Origin of the sequence: Acidovorax sp. DW039 (assembly GCF_037101375.1) — a bacterium.
Taxonomy (GTDB): domain Bacteria; phylum Pseudomonadota; class Gammaproteobacteria; order Burkholderiales; family Burkholderiaceae_C; genus Acidovorax.
In genome coordinates this window covers 2,136,419-2,159,274 of record NZ_AP029019.1, presented here as the reverse complement: position 1 = coordinate 2,159,274, position 22,856 = coordinate 2,136,419, and the positions used below count along the sequence as shown (strand labels likewise).

The 22,856-nt window shown below is 64.3% G+C and carries 19 protein-coding genes; 11 read left to right on the top strand and 8 right to left on the bottom strand.

Annotated elements, in window-relative coordinates; genetic code table 11:
* Nucleotides 1-4 precede the first annotated feature (4 nt).
* Complete coding sequence (locus tag AACH87_RS09620) at nt 5-787, bottom strand: transporter substrate-binding domain-containing protein (protein WP_338798596.1); 783 nt, start codon at nt 785-787, stop codon at nt 5-7.
* 244 nt (nt 788-1,031) lie between these two features.
* Between AACH87_RS09620 and katG the strand changes: the two genes are divergently transcribed.
* From katG to AACH87_RS09585, 7 genes are all read left to right on the top strand, one after another.
* The gene (gene katG, locus AACH87_RS09615) at nt 1,032-3,257 is read left to right on the top strand and encodes a catalase/peroxidase HPI (protein ID WP_338798595.1); all 2,226 of its coding nucleotides are present in this window, start codon (nt 1,032-1,034) and stop codon (nt 3,255-3,257) included.
* A 150-nt stretch (nt 3,258-3,407) separates the two neighbouring features.
* A complete protein-coding gene (locus AACH87_RS09610) occupies nt 3,408-3,728 on the top strand; it encodes a DUF2322 family protein (RefSeq protein ID WP_338798593.1) in 321 nt (106 codons plus the stop codon).
* A gap of 117 nt (nt 3,729-3,845) precedes the next feature.
* On the top strand, nt 3,846-4,307 hold the full coding sequence (locus AACH87_RS09605; RefSeq protein ID WP_338798592.1) for an SRPBCC family protein: 462 nt from the start codon (nt 3,846-3,848) through the stop codon (nt 4,305-4,307).
* Nucleotides 4,308-4,559: 252 nt separating this feature from the next.
* Nucleotides 4,560-4,808, top strand: a complete 249-nt coding sequence (locus tag AACH87_RS09600) for a hypothetical protein (protein ID WP_338798590.1) — start codon at nt 4,560-4,562, stop codon at nt 4,806-4,808.
* A gap of 189 nt (nt 4,809-4,997) precedes the next feature.
* Complete coding sequence (locus tag AACH87_RS09595) at nt 4,998-5,933, top strand: peptidoglycan DD-metalloendopeptidase family protein (protein ID WP_338798589.1); 936 nt, start codon at nt 4,998-5,000, stop codon at nt 5,931-5,933.
* A 182-nt stretch (nt 5,934-6,115) separates the two neighbouring features.
* Complete coding sequence (locus tag AACH87_RS09590) at nt 6,116-6,370, top strand: hypothetical protein (protein WP_338798588.1); 255 nt, start codon at nt 6,116-6,118, stop codon at nt 6,368-6,370.
* Between the two features lie 148 nt (nt 6,371-6,518).
* Complete coding sequence (locus tag AACH87_RS09585; RefSeq protein WP_338798906.1) at nt 6,519-7,142, top strand: pseudouridine synthase; 624 nt, start codon at nt 6,519-6,521, stop codon at nt 7,140-7,142.
* Here the strand turns inward: AACH87_RS09585 and AACH87_RS09580 are convergent.
* The 4 genes from AACH87_RS09580 to AACH87_RS09565 all read right to left on the bottom strand — a co-directional run bounded on the left by AACH87_RS09580 (nt 7,126) and on the right by AACH87_RS09565 (nt 11,103).
* On the bottom strand, nt 7,126-7,482 hold the full coding sequence (locus tag AACH87_RS09580; RefSeq protein ID WP_338798587.1) for a hypothetical protein: 357 nt from the start codon (nt 7,480-7,482) through the stop codon (nt 7,126-7,128). The two genes, AACH87_RS09585 and AACH87_RS09580, sit on opposite strands and share 17 nt — an antisense overlap.
* 44 nt (nt 7,483-7,526) lie before the next feature.
* Entirely contained in the window at nt 7,527-7,946 is a 420-nt protein-coding gene (locus AACH87_RS09575; RefSeq protein WP_338798586.1) for a hypothetical protein, read from the bottom strand.
* A gap of 222 nt (nt 7,947-8,168) precedes the next feature.
* Nucleotides 8,169-8,729, bottom strand: a complete 561-nt coding sequence (locus AACH87_RS09570) for a DUF2242 domain-containing protein (protein WP_338798905.1) — start codon at nt 8,727-8,729, stop codon at nt 8,169-8,171.
* A gap of 358 nt (nt 8,730-9,087) precedes the next feature.
* The gene (locus AACH87_RS09565; RefSeq protein WP_338798585.1) at nt 9,088-11,103 is read right to left on the bottom strand and encodes a DUF3857 and transglutaminase domain-containing protein; all 2,016 of its coding nucleotides are present in this window, start codon (nt 11,101-11,103) and stop codon (nt 9,088-9,090) included.
* A 287-nt stretch (nt 11,104-11,390) separates the two neighbouring features.
* Between AACH87_RS09565 and AACH87_RS09560 the strand changes: the two genes are divergently transcribed.
* On the top strand, nt 11,391-11,828 hold the full coding sequence (locus tag AACH87_RS09560; RefSeq protein ID WP_338798584.1) for a thermonuclease family protein: 438 nt from the start codon (nt 11,391-11,393) through the stop codon (nt 11,826-11,828).
* Nucleotides 11,829-11,903: 75 nt separating this feature from the next.
* Here the strand turns inward: AACH87_RS09560 and AACH87_RS09555 are convergent, their stop codons facing one another.
* Entirely contained in the window at nt 11,904-13,604 is a 1,701-nt protein-coding gene (locus AACH87_RS09555) for a flagellinolysin (protein ID WP_338798583.1), read from the bottom strand.
* Between the two features lie 310 nt (nt 13,605-13,914).
* Between AACH87_RS09555 and AACH87_RS09550 the strand changes: the two genes are divergently transcribed.
* Complete coding sequence (locus AACH87_RS09550; protein ID WP_338798582.1) at nt 13,915-15,177, top strand: MFS transporter; 1,263 nt, start codon at nt 13,915-13,917, stop codon at nt 15,175-15,177.
* A 48-nt stretch (nt 15,178-15,225) separates the two neighbouring features.
* Here the strand turns inward: AACH87_RS09550 and AACH87_RS09545 are convergent, their stop codons facing one another.
* On the bottom strand, nt 15,226-16,140 hold the full coding sequence (locus tag AACH87_RS09545) for a DHHA1 domain-containing protein (protein ID WP_338798581.1): 915 nt from the start codon (nt 16,138-16,140) through the stop codon (nt 15,226-15,228).
* 174 nt (nt 16,141-16,314) lie between these two features.
* Between AACH87_RS09545 and AACH87_RS09540 the strand changes: the two genes are divergently transcribed.
* Nucleotides 16,315-17,109 (top strand): pseudouridine synthase, encoded by a 795-nt coding sequence (locus tag AACH87_RS09540; RefSeq protein ID WP_338798580.1) that lies wholly within the window; start codon nt 16,315-16,317, stop codon nt 17,107-17,109.
* Nucleotides 17,110-17,184: 75 nt separating this feature from the next.
* Nucleotides 17,185-20,448 carry a WD40 repeat domain-containing protein gene (locus tag AACH87_RS09535; protein ID WP_338798579.1) on the top strand — a complete coding sequence of 1,088 codons (3,264 nt, stop codon included), beginning with the start codon at nt 17,185-17,187 and terminating at the stop codon, nt 20,446-20,448.
* Between the two features lie 74 nt (nt 20,449-20,522).
* Here AACH87_RS09535 and AACH87_RS09530 read toward each other — a convergent pair whose 3' ends face one another.
* Nucleotides 20,523-22,793: an EAL domain-containing protein gene (locus AACH87_RS09530; RefSeq protein ID WP_338798578.1), complete on the bottom strand. Its 2,271-nt coding sequence runs from the start codon at nt 22,791-22,793 to the stop codon at nt 20,523-20,525.
* Between the last annotated feature and the right edge of the window lie 63 nt (nt 22,794-22,856).

Sequence of the window (22,856 nt, the reverse complement as noted above, 5' to 3'; positions counted from 1 at the left end):
CGGCTTACTTCAACCACTTGGTGGCGGCCTGCTGGATGGCGCCACGGCTGTCGATCAGGTTCCACACAAAGCCCATCACACGGGTGTAGTCAGCGTCGTCGGTGGGCATCATGAAGCCCAGGTAGTTCTTGGGCGTGAGCGGTGCGTCCACAAACGCTGCGTGCAGGCGCGGGTCGGCCTTGGCGTAGTGCAGGGCTTCGTAGGTTTCGGTGATCATCACGTCGCCCTTGCCTTCGGCAATCAGCGCAGGGATCTCGGCGTTTTTGTCGTGCGTGCTGACCTGGGCGGCCTTGAGGTTGGCCAGCACAAAGGTTTCGTTGGTGCCACCAGGGTTCTTGATGACGCGCACGGCGGGCTGGTTCAGCGATTCAAGGCTGGTGTACTTGGCCTTGTCGGCACTACGCACCAGGGCCACTTTGCCAAAGGGTGCGTAGCCGGGCAGCATGTCAAACAGGCGCATGCGGGTGACGTTGCGGGTGATGCCCCCCACCGCCACGTCGAACTTGTCGGCCTGCAGGTCCTTGGTCAGGTTGGGCCAGGAGGTCTGCACGTATTCGATCTTCACGCCCAGTTCTTTGGCCATGGTTTCGATGACGTCAATGTCGTGCCCGGAGAAGCCCGCATCGGTCTTGATGGCGAAGGGGCGGTAGTCACCCGGCGAGCCCACGCGGATGGTTTTGGTTTCCATGATCTTGTCGAGCCGCGGGCCGGCCTGCGCCGCCTGGGTGAAAGACAAGCAGGTGATGACGGCCGCAGCGGCGATGGCGATGAATTTCTTAGGGGTCATTTCAAAAAGGCTCCGGGAAATACGGGGGGACGGTGGAGGGAAAACGCGATAGCGCAAGCACCGTAAGCCAAAGCACGATGGATGCCAATGCGGAGTTACCACGCAAGCCCCTTCGTCAGCGGCCAGATGGCATAGCGCCAATGCATGCCAGCGATTAGTTTTAATCAATGGATTACGACTGTTGATTGAAATATTCTTCAGCCACTTAACAACAGCACTGGTTACCAACCAAAAGGAGAGTCCCATGAGCAGCAGCGAATCCAAATGCCCCTTCCACAGCGCCACCAGCGCGCAAGGCGCCAAGACGGCAGTGGCACGGCAGTCCAACCGCGACTGGTGGCCCAACCAGCTGAACCTGGGCATCCTGCACCAGCACGCCCCCGCATCCAACCCGCTGGGTGAAGACTTTGACTACGCCGCTGCTTTTGAAAAACTGGACTACGCAGCGCTGAAGGCAGACCTGAAGGCCTTGATGACCGATTCACAAGACTGGTGGCCTGCCGACTGGGGCCACTACGGTGGCCTGTTCATACGCATGGCCTGGCACAGCGCAGGCACCTACCGCACGGGCGATGGCCGTGGCGGCGCGGGCACGGGCAACCAGCGTTTTGCCCCGCTCAACAGCTGGCCCGACAACGGCAACCTGGACAAGGCCCGCCGCCTGCTGTGGCCCATCAAGCAAAAGTACGGCAACGCCATCTCGTGGGCCGACCTGATGATTCTGGCGGGCAACGTGGCGCTCGAATCCATGGGTTTCAAGACCTTTGGCTTTGCCGGGGGCCGTGCCGACATCTGGCAGCCTGAAGAAGACATCTACTGGGGCGCTGAAGCCCAATGGCTGGCCACCAGCGACAAGCCGAACAGCCGCTACAGCGGCGAGCGCGACCTGGAGAACCCCCTGGCCGCCGTTCAGATGGGCCTGATCTACGTGAACCCCGAAGGCCCGGACGGCAAGCCCGACCCAGTGGCCAGCGGCCGCGATGTGCGCGAAACCTTTGCCCGCATGGCCATGAACGACGAAGAGACCGTGGCCCTGGTGGCCGGTGGCCACACCTTTGGCAAGGCCCACGGCGCAGGCGACCCCACCCTGGTCGGCCCCGAGCCCGAAGCCGCCCCCATTGAAGTGCAAGGCCTGGGCTGGATCAACAAACTGGGCACGGGCAAGGGTGTGCACACCACCACCAGCGGCATTGAAGGCGCCTGGAAGCCCAACCCCACCACCTGGGACAACGGCTACTTCGACATGCTGTTTGGCTACGAGTGGGAGCTGACCAAGAGCCCATCCGGCGCGCACCAGTGGGTGGCCAAGGATGTGAAGCCCGAGCACATGATCCCCGACGCGCACGACCCCAGCAAGAAGCACCCGCCCATGATGACCACGGCCGACCTCTCGCTGCGCATGGACCCTGCGTACGAAAAGATTGCCCGCCGCTTCCATCAGAACCCGGCCGAGTTTGCCGACGCCTTTGCCCGCGCCTGGTTCAAGCTGACCCACCGCGACATGGGCCCCAAGGCCCTGTACAAGGGCCCTGAAGTGCCCGCCGAGGACCTCATCTGGCAAGACCCGCTGCCTGCGGTAGACCATGCATTGATCGACGCGCAGGACGTGGCCGTGCTCAAGGCCAAGGTGCTGGCATCGGGCCTCACGGTGGCCGAGCTGGTGTCTACCGCCTGGGCTTCGGCATCGACCTTCCGCGCATCGGACAAGCGCGGCGGTGCCAACGGCGCACGCATTCGCCTGGCCCCGCAAAAGGACTGGGAAGCCAACCAGCCTGCGCAACTGGCCAAGGTGCTGGGCGTGCTGGAAGGTGTGCAGGCCGCGTTCAACAGCACCCAAAGCGGCGGCAAGAAGGTGTCGATGGCCGACCTGATCGTGCTGGCCGGTAACGCCGGTGTGGAAGCGGCCGCCAAGGCTGCAGGCCAGGCGGTGGAAGTGCCCTTTACCCCCGGCCGCACCGACGCCAGCCAGGCGCAGACCGATGTGGAGTCGTTCGCGGTGCTGGAGCCCGTGGCCGATGGCTTCCGTAACTACCAGAAGAAGGCCTACAGCGTGCCCGCCGAAGCCTTGCTCATCGACAAGGCGCAACTGCTGACCCTGAGCGCGCCCGAGTTGACCGTGCTGGTGGGTGGCCTGCGCGTGCTGGGCACCAATGTGGGCGGCACCCAGCATGGCGTGTTCACCCAGCGCGCAGGGCAGCTGACCAACGACTTCTTTGTGAACCTGCTGGACATGGGCACAGTGTGGAGCCCCGCAGCCATCGCCGACGGCATGTACGAAGGCCGTGACCGCAGGACCGGTGCCGTGAAGTGGACAGGCAGCCGGGTGGACCTGGTGTTTGGCTCCAACTCGCAATTGCGGGCCATTGCCGAGGTGTATGCCCAGGCCGATGCACAAGCTAAATTTGTGCGCGACTTCGTGGCCGCCTGGACCAAGGTGATGAACCTGGACCGCTTCGACTTGAAGAAGTAAGCGGGCATTGTGGAGGAACCCGACACAGGGCGAAAAAGTGGGTTAACTTCACGCCCCTGCGCTGTGGCCTGCCGTTGAGATGGCAGGCCGCTGGATCCCACGGGCTGGTGCAGCAATGCACCGGCCTTTTTTTCGTTTGGAACTTGACCCATGAACTTCGCTGACCGCCTCAAGCAACTGCCCTCTGCCGCTCACCTCACATCCCTGCAAGTGCTGGATGCTGACGGGCAAGTGGTTGCCACCCTGGAGAACAAGCCCGGCCAGGCCGGATCGCTGGCGCTGTATGCGGCACTGGCCGCGCTGTATGGCGGCCACATCACCCCCGCCGCCGCCAGCCTCGGCCTGGAGTGGTATGCCGAGCACACCGCCGACGCCCATGCAAACCCCGGCAAGCACCCCAACATCGACCGCCTGGTGCAGTGGGCCCAGGGCAGCACCAGCTACGCGGTGCGCGTGCAGGCAGCCGCCTGAGCGCACCTGGCCGATCAAGACCGCTGGAAACACCGTGTAAAGCCAGCGGCGCAGGCGTTTACAGCGGCGCAGGGCCGGGGGATGATGGGCGCCCCAAGCATCCCCCCGAGGCCCGACATGACCCCAAGCCAATCCCCGCCCGGCACCATCACCCTGCACCGCGTGTTGCGCGCCCCGCCAGAGCGGGTGTATCGCGCCTTTCTGGACCCCGATGCCATGGCCAAGTGGCTGCCACCCCACGGCTTTACCGGGCGTGTGCTGGAGATGGATGCCCGCGTGGGCGGTGTGTACCGCATGCAGTTCACCAACCTGTCGACCGGCCACGTCCATGCGTTTGGCGGGCGTTATCTGGAGCTGGTGCCGGGTCAACGCATCGTCAACACCGACCGTTTTGACGACACCAACCTGCCCGGCGAAATGCGCACCACCGTGACCTTCACGGCCGTGTCGGTCGGCACCGAGCTGCGGGCGGTGCAGGAAGGCATCCCGGCGATGATTCCCACCGAGGCCTGCTATATGGGCTGGCAGGAGTCGCTGCAACTGCTGGCGCTGCTGGTGGAGGCGCAGATTCCGGACTAGCGCTTAGAGCGGCTAACAAAACTCTTCTGGCGTCGTTGCTGCGTCTTGTCGTACTACGCGTACTGCCTGCGACGCAGCGTCTAGCCAGAACCGCTACGCTGAGTTTTGTGAGCCGCTCTTAACCAAGAGCCGGAAACCAAGCGCCCCAAGCTCCTTTTTTGATAGCTGCCTGCGCTGGTATTTTGTGCCCTGGCAGCACTTTTCTCGCCAAACTCAGTTACCCTTCACAAGCCCTTACCAAGGAAAACTGTCATGAAAAAACTCAACGTCACCATCCAGCTGGAAATGTCCGTACCCGATGACTGGGAGCTGGTCGATACGTCCGAAGGCACCCCCGTGCTCAAGCTGCCCAACGGCACCTTCATGGACCTGGCCATTGAACCCCTGTTTGCCACCGACCCTGAAGACACCTGGACCAGCACCGATGATGATGACGTGCTCAACGATGTGCTGGACATGGTGGACAGCGAAACGGTCACCTACGAGTTCGAGCCCATCTGAGGCCTATCCGGGCCGGACATTGGCAGACGTGTGCTCGGCAGCCCGAGCCCTCAAGCGCTCTTGCACAGTCTGAATTCACTTCAAAAATAATAGCTGCCTGCGCTTATAGAATGGGCGCTAGCAGCATTTTCCCATTGAATCCTCCGGTGGAGCGCCCTGCGCTCTCCCTCCGGGGGTTCTGCATTGACCATGTTCCCACTCCACCGCCGTACCCTGCTTGCCACGTTGGGCAGCGTGACTCTTCCAAGCGTGTTCACTGGCCTGCTGCCTGGCAGCGCCGCTGAGGCACAGGCAGCGACGGGCAAGGCCAGCCAAGCGGGCGCCTTGCCCCCTTCCCAGAGCGCCTCGAACAAGGTGTGGCCTCGCGCATCCCTGGTTCCCGGTGGCGTGGCGCGCTTGCCGCTGGGCCCTGCGGCGCAACGGCCTGTGGCCCATGTCCGCCAGGGCGATGCTGATGTACCGGTGATGGTGGTTGGCAGCGCCGCAGGCTGGACGGCCGTGGTGGGCATTCCGCTGGCCGCGCAGGTGGGTGCGGCTTTCATCACCGTGACGGGTCAGGGCGAGCCCCGGCAAGTGGCTTACTCGGTAGGCGACAAGCGCTATGCGCAGCAGGAACTCAAGGTCGCGCCGCGCACGGTAGACCTCTCCCCCGAAGACCAGGCCCGCTACGCGCGCGAACGCGACCACCAGGCGGGCGTGATGGCAAGCTGGAGCGAGCCCACAGGAGGTGCGCTACCCTCGCTGTACATGAAGCAACCCGTGCCAGGGCGGCGCTCCAGCTCTTTTGGGTTGCGCCGCGTCTTCAATGGCCAGGCGCGCAATCCACACAGCGGCATGGACATTGCAGCACCGACGGGCACAGCCGTGGTGGCACCGCTGCCGGGCAAAGTGATCGACACGGGCGATTACTTCTTCAACGGCGGCACCGTGTGGCTGGACCACGGGCACGGCCTGCTCACCATGTACTGCCACCTGAGCAGCGTGGATGTGCGCGTGGGCGACACGCTGCGCGCGGGCGAGGCTTTTTGCAAGGTGGGTGCCACAGGGCGCGTGACCGGGCCGCATCTGCACTGGGGGGTGATGCTGAACCGTACCATGGTGGACCCGGCACTGTTCATAGAGTAAGAGCGGCTAAAAAACTCCCTTGGCGTCGTTGTTCGGTCTTGTCGTACCCGGCGTACTGCCTGCGACGAAACGCCTAGCCAAGGCCGCTGCGCTGAGTTTTGTTAGCCGCTCTAATATCTGCTCCAAATCGCGCCTGCATTTGCAAATCCGCTGAACACAGCCCTCCACCAGAGCCCATCACCATGCCACCCTGCGCGACACCACACACCGCTCCTCTTCCCCAACGTCCGTCGCGTTGCACTCTGCGCAGCGCCCCGCTGCTGGGCGCTTTGCTGGCTGCCGCGCTGCTTAGCACGGGCTGCGCAGTCGTCACCGTGGCAGATGCTGCGGTGACCGTGGTCAGCACCACCGTCAAGGTAGGAGCCACGGTGGTAGGAACCACGGTGGATGTTGGCGCTGCCGGTGTACGCGCCGTGGTGGGCAAGAGCGAAGACTGAGCCGGCCTGCATGACCGCCCCTGCCAGCCGCCGCCCCACGCTGACACGCCCTTCCATACCCGTGCGTGACAAGGCCACGGGCTCCAAGCCCGCTGGGCGTTCATCCACAGGGCAACGCGGTGGAGACGGAGCTGCTGCCCGCAGGCCAGTGTCTCCCCGCCTGCCCGCGCAGGCCGTACAGCTCATCTGCTTTCACAAGCCCTACGGAGTACTCAGCCAGTTCACCCCCGAAGGGCAGTGGCAGGGCTTGAAGGACTACATCGACCTGCCCGGCGTGTATGTGGCCGGGCGGCTGGACGCGGACAGCGAAGGGCTGCTGCTGCTGACCAACGACGGCAAGCTGCAGGCGCACATTGCAGACCCGCGGTTCAAGATGGAGAAAACCTACTGGGTGCAGGTGGAGGGCGTGCCGGACGAGGCCGCGCTCATGGCGCTGCGCCAGGGGGTGCAGCTCAACGACGGCCCCACCCTGCCCGCCCGGGCCCGCCTGCTGGAGCCCGCACCCGCCCTTGCTGCCCGGGTGCCACCCATCCGCGAGCGCAAGTCCATTCCCACCGCATGGCTGGAACTGGTGATACGAGAAGGCCGCAACCGGCAGGTGCGTCGCATGACGGCCGCTGTGGGCTACCCCACCCTGCGCTTGGTGCGCGCTGCGGTTGGCCCCTATTCACTGCAAGGGCTGGAGCCGGGCCAATGGAAGCAGGTGGAGCCTCCCGCTTACGAGCCAAGCACTGAAACCAAGCCGTCAAACGCCCTCAGGCGTACACGTTGACGTAGAGCCCCGACGCGCGACCAGCGCCCATGCGTCCCGATGCACTGAGCAAGGCGGGGTCCTGCGGGGGCTGCGATGGGACGGGCAGCGTGCGGCTGCTCTGGTCGCTCAGAGACGCAAGGTTGCTGCGCGCAGTGGCTGAGCGCTGGTTGGCATCCGAAGACCGGGTGTTGAGATCATCCGCACGCGCCTGCTCCTGGTCGGCACTGCGCTGGGCGGCCTGGGCCTGGTTTTCCAGATTGCGGGCCGTCTGCTCTGCCTGCTGGGCCTCGCGCCGTGCGTTTTGCACGGCGTAAGAGGTGCTGGGTGCCGCGGCAATGGGGCTGACGGCGGTGACCATGATCGTGTCCTCAGGTGGGTGGAGCTATGGAGATAGGGGTGGGATCAGCCCATGGCCGAGACACCATCCGACTGGTAGGCCCGGCGCATCTGCGCCTCGCGCTGGTTGTTGCCCGCTTGCTGGGCATTGGCCTGCTGCACGCTGGCCTGCTGGGCCACCGCACGGGTGGCTGCGGCATCTTCAGAGGCCTGGCGTGCTTCCTGCGCCTCGTTGTCCTGCTGGGTACTCACCCGCTCGTTCTCGTCAGACTGCCGCGCCGCCAGCTCTTGCGCACGGCGGCTCAGCGTGACGGTGGTGGGGGTGGAGGAGCTTGCGGTGGTGCTGGCCGGGGACTCGCTCGCCTGTGTTCCGTTGGCACCGCCATTGCCACTGGCGCGGCTGCTGGCCACGTTGCTGGTGGAATTGGCTGCGAACACATTGCCGTAGCGGCTACTCGATTCGGAACGGGGCTGGATGGGGTCCATGGCGGTCTCCTGGCAAAGATCAGAAGCGTTCAGCAAGAGCCCGGCAACCTTTATGGCGCATCGGCATCAGAAAAATGCCTCTGGCAAGCGCAAAGTGAGCACAGGCTTAGATGTTGATCGTCCTGCAAAACCAGCCAAAAGTAAAGAAAAGCCGGGCATATACCCGGCTTTTCTGGCTTTCATGTGCTTTTGCACAGGGCATCCCCGAGGGATGCATCCCGCTCAACCGCCGGATGTGATTTCAGCAGGCATGTCGTCAGCCACGAGATAGCGCTTGATCAGGTCAAAAAAGCTGTCGTAAAAACTGTCGGCGGCGATGGTTTCGCTGCCCACCTTCACCAACGAATCGCTGCTGGCAGCAATGGGCAGCGAAACAGACCCCAAAGCCCCCACTCCCAGGCTGGCGGAGTTGTTGGTCTTGCGCAGGGTGTAGCTGTCCTGCAGCGCGGTGACAAAGCCCAGGCTCACTTTGCCGCTGGGGTTGTCGGGCACGCACACCACGCGAATCACCATTTGCAGGTGGGTTTCTGCGCTGGGCTGAAAGTTCTTTTTCCCCTCCACCATCTCGGCCGTGGTGGTGTTGATGATGTAGCCTTGGCTGAGCAAGGCGCGGCGCGAGGCCTCGCACGTCTGCGCAGGGGTCGCGTCAAACAGGCGCGAATACGTGGCCACGGAGCCAAACTTTTCCTGTGGCCCGTAAAAAACCGGGGGGGTGCTGTTGGTGGCACAGGCCGACAACAGGCCTGCTGTGCACACCGCGGCAGCGCAGGCAATGCGCCGCATGCGGGCAGAAAATGCCTCGCCAGGCAAGGCGCGTGGATGGTGATTCAAAGCCGTACTCTCCAGACAAGACGCTTACGAGGATGCTGTAGCGCTATGAGTGAAAGGGTAGCCTGTTTTGCAGACACCCGGATGAACAGGGTTGGTAAAGAACTGTAGCCGGGGGCCCGACAAAAACAGCCGCGCATCACGCACAACCGTCAGCCCACCGGATCATGCTGAACTGAAAGAGCAGCAATCACCACGGTGAGTTCCCAGCAGCATAAGTGCAGAGCCCCTCTTGCTACTTTTTTAATAGCTGCCTGCGCTCATTTTCAAAGGCCTTCACCGATCTCAAGCGGTTAAATAGCACCAGAGCCGATTACCGCTTGCTACGCTGGTTTTTGCGAGGCACGGCGCGCTGGTCTTTGCGGGCATCCTTGCGTGGATCGGCACGCTGATTTGCGCGCTGGTAATACACCTGAGCCTGCAGACTCTGCGCAATAGGCTTGGCCTCTGCACTCCATTGCGCTGCGTACTCGGGGCTGCACAGCCCCTGGGGGGTGGCGTCGTGCACCTCGCGGTTGACCAGGTATCCCGTCTTTGTACGCTCATAGGTGGCGCTGTAGTTCAACGTGCGGTTGCTCGTCTTGGTGTCGGGGGGAACCCGGTTAAAGGTCACGCCGGGGCCCAGCTCCATTTCGTAAGTCTCGTAGCTGTGGTAGCCGTAGCAACCTGTGCGTCTGCGTGGCACGGGCTTGTCTTCGGCCTCCGACAAATGGGCCATGGACAAAGGCAGGTTCACCACCGGGCGCAGTACAAAGCCACCACGCGTGCCAGCCTGCAGATACTTGTCGATATCGAAGGTGATGGAAAAGGTGTAGCTGTCTGACAGGGCCTTGGCTACAGACAGATCGCCGCGGTCCAGCACCCCTTTGCCGCGAAAGCCCGCGCTTGCCAGAGCGTTGCGCACAAACTCGCGCTCGCTATCGCCTTGCAGACCGGCCATGTACGCCCGCGTCTGCGCAGCCGCCAACCCTTTGAAGGAAACGTTCAGCGAACCCTTGGCGCTGCCATCTGCAGCCACCTGCACGGCCATGCGCATGCGCTGCTCGGTCTGGTCCGAACTGGCAGGGGGGATAGCGGCCATCACCTTCTCACCCCCCACATGGATGACGGGCTTGCCGTAGGCACTGGCGGGCAGGTAGCCAAAAGGCACCTGTTTGGCGGTGGCATCGACATACATCTGCCAATCAGGCAAGTAGTTGATGACATGGTTGAAGTTGGCGGCCACCGGGGTATCGGGCAGGTCGTACAGCTCGCCTGCGTTCATCAGCACCTGTTCGCTGCGCACCCCCACGGCCGCCCACAAGGCTTGCAGCAGGGTGGCCTGCTCGGCGCAATCTCCGGTCTTGCTCTCCAGCACGCTGTCCAGGTCACGCAGCGCGCCAGTGCCGGGGCCCAGGCAGCTGCCGCTGTCTGCTATCTGGGTGGAAACCCATTCATACAAGAGGCGGGCCCGCTCCCGGGGGTCTGCCTGGGCACCAATGACGGACTGGGCCAATGCCTCCGCACGCGGCGTAGGCTTGGCTTGGGGTAACGCCTTGGCAGCGTAGGCCTTGGCAATGCCTTGGTAGTCGGCAAAGGTGCTGACCAGCAGCACGGGCGATTCGTCCAGCCGCCACACCCCGGCATCGGCGTCATCCCAGGTGCGGGGCTGGGTGTTCTGATAGCGCCACTGGCGCACCGTAGTGCTGCCCTCTTCCACCGCGGGCAGCTCCTGCAGCCCATGGGCCTCAAACCGCAGGTTCAGCCCCTTGGCTGCACGCACGGTGATACGGCTGTCCTCGTGCACACCGTAGGGAGAGAACCCCTGCACAGCGGAGAAGGCCCCTGCGAACACGGGGGCCTTGTCATCGATGCGATAGCGCACACCCACCGAGTCGCCCACCTCCAGTTCAGGAAACACCAGCGAAATGCGCATGCGATCTGCCAGCGAGGCCTTGGCCCCAGCGCGTGCATCGCGTCCATCCACGGGCTCGCTCTGGTAGCTGTCTGCGGCGACAGGAATGCGCCGCCCGTCTGCCTTGAGCGTGTAGGCCTCCAGCATCTGCGCACTTTGCGCGCTGGCGTTGAAGGTGAAGGAGAAAGACTTCATCCGCTCCAGCGCGCTGGCCTGCGCCACTTTGTGCTGCGTGGCGTAAGTGACAGACGCTCGGCCATCAGCCGCCACGTCGTAATCCACATGCCACAGCTGCGACACCAGCGGCAGATGCGCTGCTGCCCCGCCATGTCGGGGCAGTGCCTGCGCGCAAGCATTGGCACTCCACACGGCCATGGCGGCAACGCACACCATGCTGAGCAGGCGGGCACGCCCAAGGGTTTTGAACCTGTCCAAAATCGTTGTCCTTTTCGCTTGAGGGTTCTGCACGATGCCACCGGGGCGGCAAAGCCAGCGCCACAGGGGTGCTGCAGACCAAGCGTGGCATCTTAGTGGCGAAGAGGCAGCCAAACTGTCTTGTGCGCCCTGCCGAAACAACCCGAAACACAACCGCACGCGGCTGCCGGAACACGAACACGGCGGCACGCACAAAGACGCTTATAGTTGCGCCCCTTTTGCTGGCAGCGCCACTGGCTTGTCATTGGCTTGCATTCTTCATCTCACCCTCAGCCTGATCGTTCACCGTGTCCGTTACCGCCCTCATCTGCCTCGTCGTTGCCATCAGTGATGGGGACACCTTGACCGCACGCTGCGGCAACACGGGCACCGTCCAGCAAGTCAAAGTCCGTATTGCCGCCATTGATGCGCCAGAGAGCAAGCAGGCCTTTGGTGTGCGGTCCAAAGAAAACCTGAGCAGGCTGTGCTTTCGCCAGCAGGCAACGCTGCAACCCTTGGACCGAGACGACTATGGCCGCACAGTGGCCAAAGTGCGCTGCGCTGGCAGGGATGTGGCAGCCGCACAGGTCAGCGCAGGGCTGGCGTGGGTTTACACGCCCTATGCCAAAAAGCACCCGCAACTGGTGCCGTTGCAGGAGCGTGCGCAGGCAGACCGAATGGGCCTGTGGTCACAAAAGCGCCCGCAAGCGCCATGGACCTACAGGCATAGGCACAGCCAGCGTTGAATGGCTGACGGCCTGGGTACGGTTCGGCGCGTCACCAGCGACGGGACTGAAGAAAAGAGGGGGAGAAAACCTCCATCAACGCAACAGTGCCAACACCCCTTGCGGCAACTGGTTGGCCTGCGCCACCATGGCCGAGCCCGCCGCCTGCAGAATCTGCTGCCGCGCCAGGGAAGCCGTCTCTACAGCAAAGTCGGCATCCACAATGCGCGCCCGACTGGCAGAGAGGTTTTCGCTGCTGTTTTGCAAGGTAGACATGGTGCTTTCGAGCCGCGAAGCCTGGGCGCCAATCACCGCGCGCTGGCCGTTGATGTAGTCCAGCGCACGGTCTACCGCCACAATGGCCTGGGCGGGAGAGACGGTCAAGTCCAGCGTGCTGCGCAGACCCAGGGCGCTGAGGTTGACGGCACCCACTCGCGTCTCCAGCGTCTGGTTGGCGTTGGCCCCGATCTGGAACACCTTGCTGGTGGTGGAGCCGCCCGACTTGGCGATGGATTCGAACGACTCGGCAAATCCGTCCAGCACGTCGGTGCCTGAGCGGCTGCCGCTATTGGGCACTGCGCCGGTGGCGGTTTTCACGTCGCCCCCGTCCACGTCCAGACCGCCGATGGCACCGGTGTCCTCGTTGTTGAGGTTAAAGGAGCCGATGAACGCAGCACCTGCCGCTGCAAACTGGGTCTTGAAATCAGCGGCACTGGCAAACTGACCGCTGGACGCATTGGCAAGGGCCTGGTCCAGCGTGGCAGCCGGGTTGTTCTGCATGTAGGTCAGAACATCCTTCACGCCCTCGCCGCCCGCCCCCTTGATGCGGCTGTGCATATAGCGCACGGCCGAATAGCTGGCCGAATAAAACGCGCTGGTGTTCGATGGACCATTGATCGCCGCAGTCACCGCCGCCGCGCTGGAGCTGGCCACATCAGCTTTCACCCGCTCATCAGCCCCCTGTATGAACTCGGCCGTGCCCTCGGCAAACCACAGGTGGTTGCTGGTGATGTCCTGCCAGTTGGTGGCACGGGCCATCACGGCGTGCACCATCTCGTGGGCAATGATGCGGTCGTTGTAGTAAGGGGCCGAGCCTCCGTCAGGGAGGTTGGGGGGCACAAAGTCGGCCATGTCCACCTGCAACACCAGATTGGTGCCGCGCCCCTGGGCATCAAACCCCGTAGCCTGCACATAGGCGGCCACGCCACCAGCGTTGTCGGTAAACCCGGTGTACCGGATATCCAGCTTTGCGCCATCGGCCTTGATGCCGTAGTAGCGCGAGATCAATTGCTCGCTGCTCTCCAGCCAGCTGCCCACGCTGGTCATGCCGTCGAACACAGCCAACTGGTCGGTGTCGCCCACGGCGCTGGCACGGCTGGGGTCAAACACGGCCATGCCGTTGAATTCTGTCGCCAGGGAAGATCGGTCGATTTCAGCCGCCAGTTGCGCTACCTCAGCCTGCATGGCCTTGCGGTCTGAAGCGTTGTACGTGCCGTTGGCGGCTTGCACTGCCAGTTCACGAATGCGCTGCAGATTGTTGTTCACGCCCGCCATCGCACCCTCGGCGGTTTGCAGCAGCGAGAGGGCATCGTTGGCGTTGCGCGTGGCTTGGTTCAGCCCACGTATCTGGCTGGTGAACCGCTCTGAAATCGCCAGCCCGGCCGCATCATCCCTGGCGCTGTTGATGCGCAACCCGGACGACAGACGCTGGATGGACGAGGCCAGATCCCCCTGGGTGCGACCAAGGCTGCGCTGCGCAGTCAGCGACATCAGGTTGGTGTTGACACTCAGCCCCATGGCAATGCTCTCGGCAAGTCTCCAGACAATCACGCGCCACCCGAAGGTCGCGCGCTCCCCTGGGCCTGTTCAACGCGGCATTGAACAGGCCCAGCCCCTTGGTGCACCGTGCTTCCCCTGCCCCTGTTCCCGGAGCTTCTGCAAAAAGGAAGTGCTCGCTGCTTTTCTGGGTTATCGGCGGCACTGCTGAAAACTTATGCAAAAAATGCAGACAGCCCCGATGGCTTGCTTCACAAGCCGCTCAGCAGACTGCGTCACAAAGCGTTAGCATGCGAATCAATCTCATGTGCGGCTTGCGCCGCCCCGCAAAGTGACGTCCTCCACCACCACGCCCCAGGCGGCCACAACGGCCAGCATCTACCGCCACCCCGGCTTTCTCTCTTTCATCAGCGCACGCCTCATGGCCGTCTTCGCCACCCAGGTGCAGGCCGTGGTAGTGGCCTGGCAGGTGTACGACCTGACGCGCAATCCCCTGGCTTTGGCGTACGTGGGCTTGGCCCAGTTTCTGCCCATGCTCTGCCTGCTGCTGCCTGCGGGCGACCTGATTGACCGCTTCCCCCGCAAAACCATTCTGTCGCTGAGCTGGGCCGTGGGCGCCCTGTGCAGCGCGGGGCTGTGGTGGCTTTCCGGGCATGGGGCCAGCGGCGTGGCCGGGGTGTATGTGGTGCTGGTGGCCTTTGGCAGCTCGCGCGCGTTTTCGGGGCCTGCGCTGCAAAGTCTGCTCCCCCAGGTGGTGCCGCGTGAGCAGCTCGCACAAGCCATTGCGGCCAACAGCATGCTCATGCGCTCGGCCAGCATTGGCGGTCCGCTGCTGGGCGGCGTGCTGTATGCGCTGGGCGGCGGCGAGCTGACTTACGCCCTGTGTTTTGTGTGCTTTTCTGCAGGCACCCTGCTGCTGATGCGGGTTAACACCGTGCATGCCGGGCCCTCAGGCCCGGCCCTGGGCACCATGTGGGAGCGGTTTGGCGCAGGCATCCGCTTCATCCGCTCGCGCCCCATCATTCTGGGCACCATCTCGCTGGATCTGTTTGCCGTGTTGCTGGGTGGGGTGGTGGCGCTGCTGCCCATCTACGCCAGCGAGGTGTTGCATGTGGGCCCGGCAGGGCTGGGCGCATTGCGCAGTGCCGTGGCGGTGGGCGAAGTAGGCGCAGGGCTGTACCTGAGCATGCGCCCCTTCAACAGCAAAGTGGGCCGCCGGATGTTCATTGCCGTGGCGGTGTTTGGTGTGGCCAACCTGGTGTTTGCAGTGTCCACCTGGTTCTGGCTGTCCATGGTGGCCTTGCTGGTGGCAGGTGCGGCAGACATGGTCAGCGTCTACATCCGCGGTGCACTGGTGCAGTTCTCTACACCGGACCACATGCGCGGCCGGGTCAATGCCGTGAACATGCTGTTCATCGGCTCGTCCAACGAACTGGGCGAGTTCCGCGCGGGCACCAGCGCAGCCTGGCTGGGCGTGGTGCCCGCCGCGGTGCTGGGCGGCCTGTGCACCCTGGGCGTGGTGGGCGGCTGGACGCTGGGCTTCAAGCAACTGCGCACCGTAGACCGTTTTGAAGAGGCAGCTGACGCCCATTGACGGGCGACGCACTGCCCCAGCCCCCCAAAGCCCTGTGAAGAGCTGACCTCAGGCGTTGAGCACGCCGCCCAGCAACTCGGGCAGGCGGGACACGGGCATGCGAAAGCCGCAGGCCTGGGCATGGCCGCCGCCGCCCATGCTTTCTGCCAGCGCAATGCAGTCAAAGTTGCGCTGTGACCGCAGGCCAGCCTTCACACCCTTGTCGCTGGCGCTCCACATCAGCGCAAAGGTGCCCGTCTTGGCCGAGAGGATGTCGCCCACCAGGCTGTGGAACATGCCCGGCGCATTCACCATCAGCCCCGCAATGCCGTTGAACACCAGGGGCTGTGCGCCCTCGGCAATGTCGTTGGCCATCTTGCGGAACTTCTCGTCCATGGCACGCCCGCGCTCGGTGAAGGCGTCGAGCTGGTCGGCACCAAAACGGGCAATCTCGGCCCAGCGGGCAAAGTCCTGCCCTTCCATGTCCAGCGCAGACAGGAATGCCGCGCTCTGCGGAAACTCCCACTTCCAGATATCGCGGTCTTCCACATACTGCAGCAGCGCGGGCACGGGCTCGTTCGGGTGGAAAAACTCCCACGCCAGGCGGGCCCCGGACTTGTTCATGTCAAAGTGCACCACCCCGCAGCGGCAGGCAAACCCCGTGAGCTTTTCGGCCGCGCTCTTGTGGTGGTCGAGCATCACCAGCTTGGCGGCGCGCTCGTCCATGGCCGTCAGGATGTCTGCTGAAAAGGAAAAATCCAGGATGTAGACCGCACGCCCGTCCAGGGCCGGCAGATCGTCCACGGACTGAACATCGCCATGGTCCAGGCCCACGTACTCGGCACGGTCGCCGTAATACAGCCACGCAGCCAGTGCTGCACCAAACCCATCAGGGCAGCGGCGGCCGTGGTACAGCACCAGGGGAGAAGGATCGTCTTGGCTGGGCGCTACCAGCAATTGCAGGGGAAGAATCGTCTTGGTCATTGGCCCAATTGTCGCGCGCCGCTGCGCGTGCTGCCCTCACCCCACCCCGCGCACCGGGTGACGCGTACCGGCGCAGCTCACCCGATGGAAAGCATTGCTACAATTTAAATAGCACCTTGCGCTTATTTAATAAGCGCTACAGGCATTTTTTCTCAATACTTCATTCCACGCCCCATGTCCCAGCCGCTGCACATCCTCTGGCAAGACGAGCACATGGTGGCCGTCTACAAGCCCGCGGGCTGGCTGGTGCACAGAACGGGGCTGGACGCAGGCGAGACCCGGTTTGTGATGCAAACCCTGCGCGACCAGCTGGGTCGGCATGTGTTTCCGGTGCACCGGCTCGACAAAGGCACCTGCGGCGTGCTGGTGATGGCGCTGCACAGCGATGCAGCGCGGGCGCTGTCGCAGTCGTTTGAACACCACGCCACCACCAAGCGCTACCTGGCCATGGTGCGCGGCTGGGCACCCGCGCAGGTGGATGTAGACCACCCCCTTCGGCCCGACGACGCACCGCCCGACGCGCCCGTGCAGGAGGCCCACACCCGCTTTCGCACCCTGGCCCAGCTCACCGTGCCTGAAGCGAGTGACCCGCGCTTTGCCACCACCCGGGCCTCTTTGGTGGAAGCGCAGCCCACCACAGGCCGACGCCACCAGATCCGCAGGCACCTCAAGCACCTGGCCCACCCCATCATTGGCGATGCCACCCACGGAAAAGGCCCCCTCAACCGCTGGTGGGCCGAACGCCTGGGGCACCAGCGACTGTGGCTGCATGCATGGCAGTTGAACGTGCCACACCCGGTGACGGGGGAGGTCCTGCAGTTGCGCAGTGGGTTGCAGCTGCCGCCAGTGGACAGTGCTCCTCTTGCGCCCGAACACTCCGCAGACGATCAGCGAGAACACGATGCCCCCTCCTCGGACTGGCATCGACTGTGGACCGCATGGCCATGGCATTGGTTGCAAGGCCACTAAACCAAGGCTGAACCTGATCAGTCTCTTGTTGCCCTACCATCAACCGGATTGAGCGCGCTGTTCTCCACACATCCCATGCCCTTCCCGCCCATCCACCTCACCACACTGGCAGCGCTCGCCCACCGGCTGCCTGCGTCATGCTGGCTGGCAGAGGCATTGCAGCGCGACACGCAGGCCTGGGGCCATTTACCCGTCTGGTGCGTGGAGGGTGACCTGAACCTGGCAGCGCTGGACTTGAGCCTGCGCCGCAGCGACGACGGCCACTGGTTGCCGCCCTTGCCGACCGAGGCGGTGGATGCTGCCCATGCCCACCCCCAAGGCGCACTTTTATGGGTCAACGGGCATCTGCATCTGCAAGGTGCGCTCACCAGCGACGGTGCGGGCGTGTCGGCACACCTGCTGGTCATGGGCCAGGCCGCCATGGAATGTGCGGTGGTGGGCGGCCAGCAAATGCATGTGCAAGGCGATCTGCGGGTGCGGACCTTGTACTGGGGTGACTGCGGTGATTGCAGGGGTGAAGCGACAGGAAGCCTGGAAGTGCTGGGCCACACCAGCGCGCAAGCCCTGCTGTTCACCGGGGGCTACCGCACCACACTGCACCAGCCCCACCAGTGCGACTTTGCATGGCACGAACCTGCCGTGGGCGATGCGCCCCCCGATGATTCCGCCTTGGCACCAGCCCCCGCAGCCGAGACGCTGGCGCTGCTGCTCCACCCCTCGGTTCTGAACCCTGAGGCCCCCGCACAACCCCGGCTGGCCGATGTGCCCCACCGTTCGGCCTTGCTGCAGGCCGCACGTGCAGGTGAGGCACTGACACACACCACAGAGCAGGTACAAGCCCTGATGCCCCCGCCCGCAGCGCTGTTTGCCGACGAGCACATCAGCGCCGCCAACCTGCGGGCAGCGGTGCGCTCCCCCGTCATCGCACATAAGGAGTACACGGCAGCAGGCTGGTGGGGGCAGACGGATTTTTCGCTTTGCCGCAAGCATGTGGATGCCGACGGAGATGCCCGTGACGACAGTGTTTTCATCACCGTGTGGAAGACCTGGGACTTCTACCTGGCGGTAGAGGACCCGGCCCGCCGACGCGGCTGGCGGGCCCGCCTGGCAGCCCTGCCACTGCCATGGCGCAAGCGCCATGAAGCACAGCCCCCTACCCGCACCGGCGCGGGCGTACCCACGACTCAGCCTGAGGGGCTGACCATGATCTACCGCCGCTACCAGGCAGGTGAACCCGCCGCCTGGCAGACCCTGGACCCGGAAACCGATGCTGACGCGTGGCGCGCCTGCCAGCACGCATGGCAGGGCTTGCTGGACTATGTGCGCAAAGGCACGGCACAGGCACGCGCACACTTTCCGCTGTGGGCCCAGGTGCAGGCAGAGATCACCCCCGCGCGGTTGCGGGCACTGGTGGGCAGGCGCATTTTTGCGGAGCGGTACGACGACTGGTGGGACAGCGACAAAAACGGCTTCTGGGCAGGCCCGCTGTGGATAGGGGCGCGTGAGCCCTGCATGCACGAAGGTGAGCCTTGGGGCCTGGCCTTCAAACTGAGCTGGGCTAATGGAGAAGACGCGCCCGGCGATGCCCCGGACAACGCCCACGCAGCCTACCAGTTGGAGCTGGATGAGGCGCGTGAAGGACCGCCGCTGCTGCGCATCAGCAGCAGCCAGCGCCAGGGCGATGAACGCACTGCACTGCCCGCCCATGCCGCAGACCACCTGGCGCGCCTGCTGCGCCTGTGGCACCAGGCATTGCGCGCGGTGGACGAACATGAAGCCGCTTGGCTTGCCACACAGCCCACCACCGCACCCCAGCCCGTGCGCTGGCTGGCAGAACCGCCCTTGCCGCCCACCCTGCCCGATGAGGCCATTTTTGATGAACCGTGGATGGCGCTTTCCGAGCGTTGGCAACGCCAGGGGCAAGAGTGGGTGCAGCAGACCCGCACGCAGTGGATGCCATGGCTTGAACCGGACCACGCGCGGAGCGGATGGGCTGAGTCGCCTACAGAGCAGCATGCTGAGCAAGCCGCCGAAGCTGCCTCTGCAACTTCTGAGGAACTACCCCCCGAAGACCCGCGCACGCCAGATGCCAACGCTGCACTGCACCTGGCCCGGGCCGTGCACCAGCAGGCCGATGCGGCGCTGAGTGCGCGCTTTCGCCAGCGCTTTGCATTTGCAGCCGATGCGTATGCAGACCACGCCTACCGTTCAGGCCAGACCGTCAGCCAGCTTTGCCTGCTGGATGACGGCATGGATGAAGGCACGGGCGATGGCATCACGCCGCCTCAACCGCGTCTGCTGGCACGCGTCGCCACGGCCAACGGAGCCCCCCAATGGGTGCTGCTGCAGGGCCTGCGCGCCACGCCCTTGCCGGGCTTGCAGGGCGCGGGCCGCTCACCGCAAGGGCGCTGCTTTGCCCGCTGCGAGGCGGGTCGCATCACCACCCACCTGGGGTGGGATGGGCCGATGATGGCCACGTTCGAGCCACCGCGCGGCAATGAAGGCACGCCCCCGGCCTGGGGTTTGCAGCCCAGCGCCATGCCTTTTGACTGCGAAGAGCTGATTCCATGGGACGACGGCCAGCGCGTGCTGGTGCGCCATGCCAGCGGGGTGTATCTGCTGGGGCCCAGCACACCCGACAAGCCGCAGGCACAACCATTGCCTGCGCGGCGGCTGCACCCCCAGACCTGGGAAGAAGACGGCCCCTACACATGGCCCAAAAACCAGCAGCAGGGTGCACTGCACCTGCACATGCTGCACATGGCGCTGTCGCCCGATGCACGCCACATCGCAGTGGGTGACCAGGACAGCCCGCACCTTCTGCTGGACTGGCACGGGCAGGTCATCCGGGCGCTGCCACCGGTCTCGGCCTATGCCTGCCACGCCCACTTCACCCAGGAAGGCCAGCGGTGGTGGACGCACTCATGCCATCTCTACGATGGCCGCACCCAGTACATGGCATGGAGCGAGGCTGGAGCCACGGCTCAATGGACGGAATCCAACTGGCGCATTGAAGCCTCTGCCCCGCTCATGATGCCAAGCGCCAATAGCCCCGGCGAGCACACAGAACACACGCTGGTGGGTGATGCCGAAGGCTGGCTGCATGCGCTGGATGCCTCAGGCCACGCCGTGTGGCACCACTACATGGGCGGGGCGGTCACGGCCATCCGAGCATCGGCCACCGGCGACCGGGTGTGGGTGTCCACGCAAAACGGCTACGTGGTGAGACTGCAGCGCCTGCCGCAAGGGGTGGATGCATTCAGCATCAGCACATCGCCTTATGCGGAAGTGCAGCGCTGGATTTTATGGAGCGATGAACCTGCACCGCTGTGCTGGTAGCGTGCACAGGGCAATTCCTGTTCCGCTACCAAATCAATAGCTGCCTGCGCTTTATTCATAAGCACCAGAGGCAATTATTGGTTCAGGCTACGCACCCGATCCAGCCACTCTTCCACAGGTTCAGGTCGGCCAAACAGATAGCCTTGGTACACGATATCTGGCTGGCGTTGCGCCAGAAAGGCGGCCTGCTCCGGGGTCTCCACCCCCTCGGCCACCACACGCAAGCCAAAGTGGCTGGCTACGGAAAGAATTGCTTCCACCAAAGCGCCGTCGTCCTCATTGGTCGGTGCCTCGTTCACAAAAGACCGATCAATCTTCAGCTCCTGAATCGGTAGCCGCTTGAGGTAGGCCAGCGACGAATATCCGGTGCCAAAGTCATCCAGCGCAAACTCCACGCCCAGCGCAGCCAGCTCACGCATTTTGGCCACCACCTCGTCAAAGTCCTCAATGACCAGGCTCTCCGTCACCTCCAGCGTCAGCAGGGTGGGGTCTGCACCGCAGGCCTGCAGCCGGGCACGCAAGCCCGGCACAAAGCCCGGATGACGGAACTGACGGGCACTCAGGTTGACGGACAGCCGCAAACGCCTGCGGGCAAATTCAGGCGAGCCAATCACTTCGCAGGCACGGGCCAGCACCCAGTCGCCCAGACTCACGATGAGGTCTGACTCTTCGGCCAGTGCAATGAAGCGGGCAGGCGGAATGAGCCCATCCTGCGGGTGCTGCCAGCGCACCAGCGCCTCGGCAGCGATGCAGCGCCCTTGCACATCGAACTGGGGCTGCACAAAAAGCCGCAGCTCATGGACTCCGATGGCGCGACGCAGGTCACGCTCCACCTGAAAGCGGTGCGCCGCCATTTCGCCCATGCCCTGCTCGAAAAATGCGTAGCGGTTGCCCCCGGCATCCCGCGCCCGGTGCAGGGCCGTGCCTGCTCGGCCCAGTGCATCCAGGGGCGTGTCTTGCAGGTGTTGGGGGTAGAGCGTGATTCCCATGCTGGCCCCCAGCTGGGCCTGTTCAGCCGAATCCCCCAGCGCCATGGGCTGGGTCAGGGCCCGCTGTACCTGCTCTGCAAACAGCAGCGCCTTGGGGCCCGCCGCGGTGGCGTCAGCGCCCAGGTCAGACAGCAGAATGCCAAACTCGTCCCCCGCCACGCGCACCAGCAGGTCCGCGGGGCCCAGGCACTCCGAAAGACGCAGGCCCACGGCACAGAGCAGCCGGTCTCCCATCTCGCTGCCGCGCGCGTCGTTGAAGGTGGTGAAACGGTCCAGGTCCAGCAGCAGCAAGGCATGCGTTGCATCGGGGGTGCGCTGGTGGCGCGACTGCAGGGCCGCCAGGCGTTCAATCAGGGTCGAACGATTGGGCAGGCTGGTGAGTGGATCGAAATGCGACAGCCGGTGAATTTCTTCCGCCGCGCGGCGGCGCTCGCTGAGGTCCTGCTTCAACTCCACAAAGTGGGTGATGCGCCCATCAGGCTGGCGGATGGGCGCCACCACCACCGACTCGACCAGCGCAGAGCCATCCTTGCGCAAGTTGGTCTGCTCCCCCGCCCAGGTTTCACCACGCGCCAAAGTCTCACGCAGGCCTTGCGATTGAGCGGGCGCGAGGCCGTTGCCCGAAAAGCGCGACGAGGGCTGCCCCAGCACCTCTTCCCGCGCGTAGCCGGTGCGGGCCACGAAGGCATCGTTCACAAATTCGATGCGCCCCTGCAGGTCGGTGATGACTGTGCTTTCAGGGCTTTGCTCCACCACCCGCAGCAGCTTGCGCAACTCGGTATCACGAGCCGCCAGACGAGAGGCCATCTCCTGGGCCTCGGCCACCCGGCGCTGATAGCTGCGGCGTGACAGCAGGGTGACTGCGCCGGTCAGTCCGACAATGCCCGTGAGGTAGACCGCCTGCGCGATGCGGTTGGGCGTGCGCGGCATGGGCAGCAACGCATGCAGATCCGCCCACAGAAAGAACCCCAGTAACCCCCCCGTAAGGCCCAACAACACCAGCGTGGGCCGTGCCCCCAGCAGCCAGCCCGCAGCAACGATCAGCACCGGGTAGTTGAGCAGATTGGGCCCCTGCACACCGCCGTTTCCTGCGGCGACCAGAGACACCATGCCCCACACACCCCACACCAGTACATGCGCGCCCAGCCGCCAGTGGCCACGGCGTGTCAGTCCCAAAGCTACGAGCCCCACCATGGAGGCCCCCAGATTGAGCCCCAGACGCCACCACTGCACAGGCGGTTCATTCAGCAGCAACAAGGCCACCGCGCTGCCCACCAGAATGACCGCCCAGCTGCACACCTGCACCAGCATGTGCACGGTGGGGTCAGCCTTGTCAGACAGGGGTGATAGAGGCATCGGTGGCGAACGGCAATCTGAGGGCTCGAGACAGAGCCAGGAGCCTGTTTCCGATCTTTTCCC

Coding starts and splice junctions, on each gene's coding strand:
- AACH87_RS09575 (WP_338798586.1), bottom strand. CDS start 7,946: ATGGACCCCATCCAGCCCCGTTCCGAATCGAGTAGCCGCTACGGCAAT.
- AACH87_RS09555 (WP_338798583.1), bottom strand. CDS start 13,604: ATGGGGCTGAGTGTCAACACCAACCTGATGTCGCTGACTGCGCAGCGC.
- AACH87_RS09580 (WP_338798587.1), bottom strand. CDS start 7,482: ATGGTCACCGCCGTCAGCCCCATTGCCGCGGCACCCAGCACCTCTTAC.
- AACH87_RS09610 (WP_338798593.1), top strand. CDS start 3,408: ATGAACTTCGCTGACCGCCTCAAGCAACTGCCCTCTGCCGCTCACCTC.
- AACH87_RS09540 (WP_338798580.1), top strand. CDS start 16,315: ATGTCCCAGCCGCTGCACATCCTCTGGCAAGACGAGCACATGGTGGCC.
- AACH87_RS09590 (WP_338798588.1), top strand. CDS start 6,116: ATGCCACCCTGCGCGACACCACACACCGCTCCTCTTCCCCAACGTCCG.
- AACH87_RS09600 (WP_338798590.1), top strand. CDS start 4,560: ATGAAAAAACTCAACGTCACCATCCAGCTGGAAATGTCCGTACCCGAT.
- AACH87_RS09570 (WP_338798905.1), bottom strand. CDS start 8,729: ATGCGGCGCATTGCCTGCGCTGCCGCGGTGTGCACAGCAGGCCTGTTG.
- AACH87_RS09545 (WP_338798581.1), bottom strand. CDS start 16,140: ATGACCAAGACGATTCTTCCCCTGCAATTGCTGGTAGCGCCCAGCCAA.
- AACH87_RS09595 (WP_338798589.1), top strand. CDS start 4,998: ATGTTCCCACTCCACCGCCGTACCCTGCTTGCCACGTTGGGCAGCGTG.
- AACH87_RS09535 (WP_338798579.1), top strand. CDS start 17,185: ATGCCCTTCCCGCCCATCCACCTCACCACACTGGCAGCGCTCGCCCAC.
- AACH87_RS09605 (WP_338798592.1), top strand. CDS start 3,846: ATGACCCCAAGCCAATCCCCGCCCGGCACCATCACCCTGCACCGCGTG.
- AACH87_RS09620 (WP_338798596.1), bottom strand. CDS start 787: ATGACCCCTAAGAAATTCATCGCCATCGCCGCTGCGGCCGTCATCACC.
- AACH87_RS09530 (WP_338798578.1), bottom strand. CDS start 22,793: ATGCCTCTATCACCCCTGTCTGACAAGGCTGACCCCACCGTGCACATG.
- katG (WP_338798595.1), top strand. CDS start 1,032: ATGAGCAGCAGCGAATCCAAATGCCCCTTCCACAGCGCCACCAGCGCG.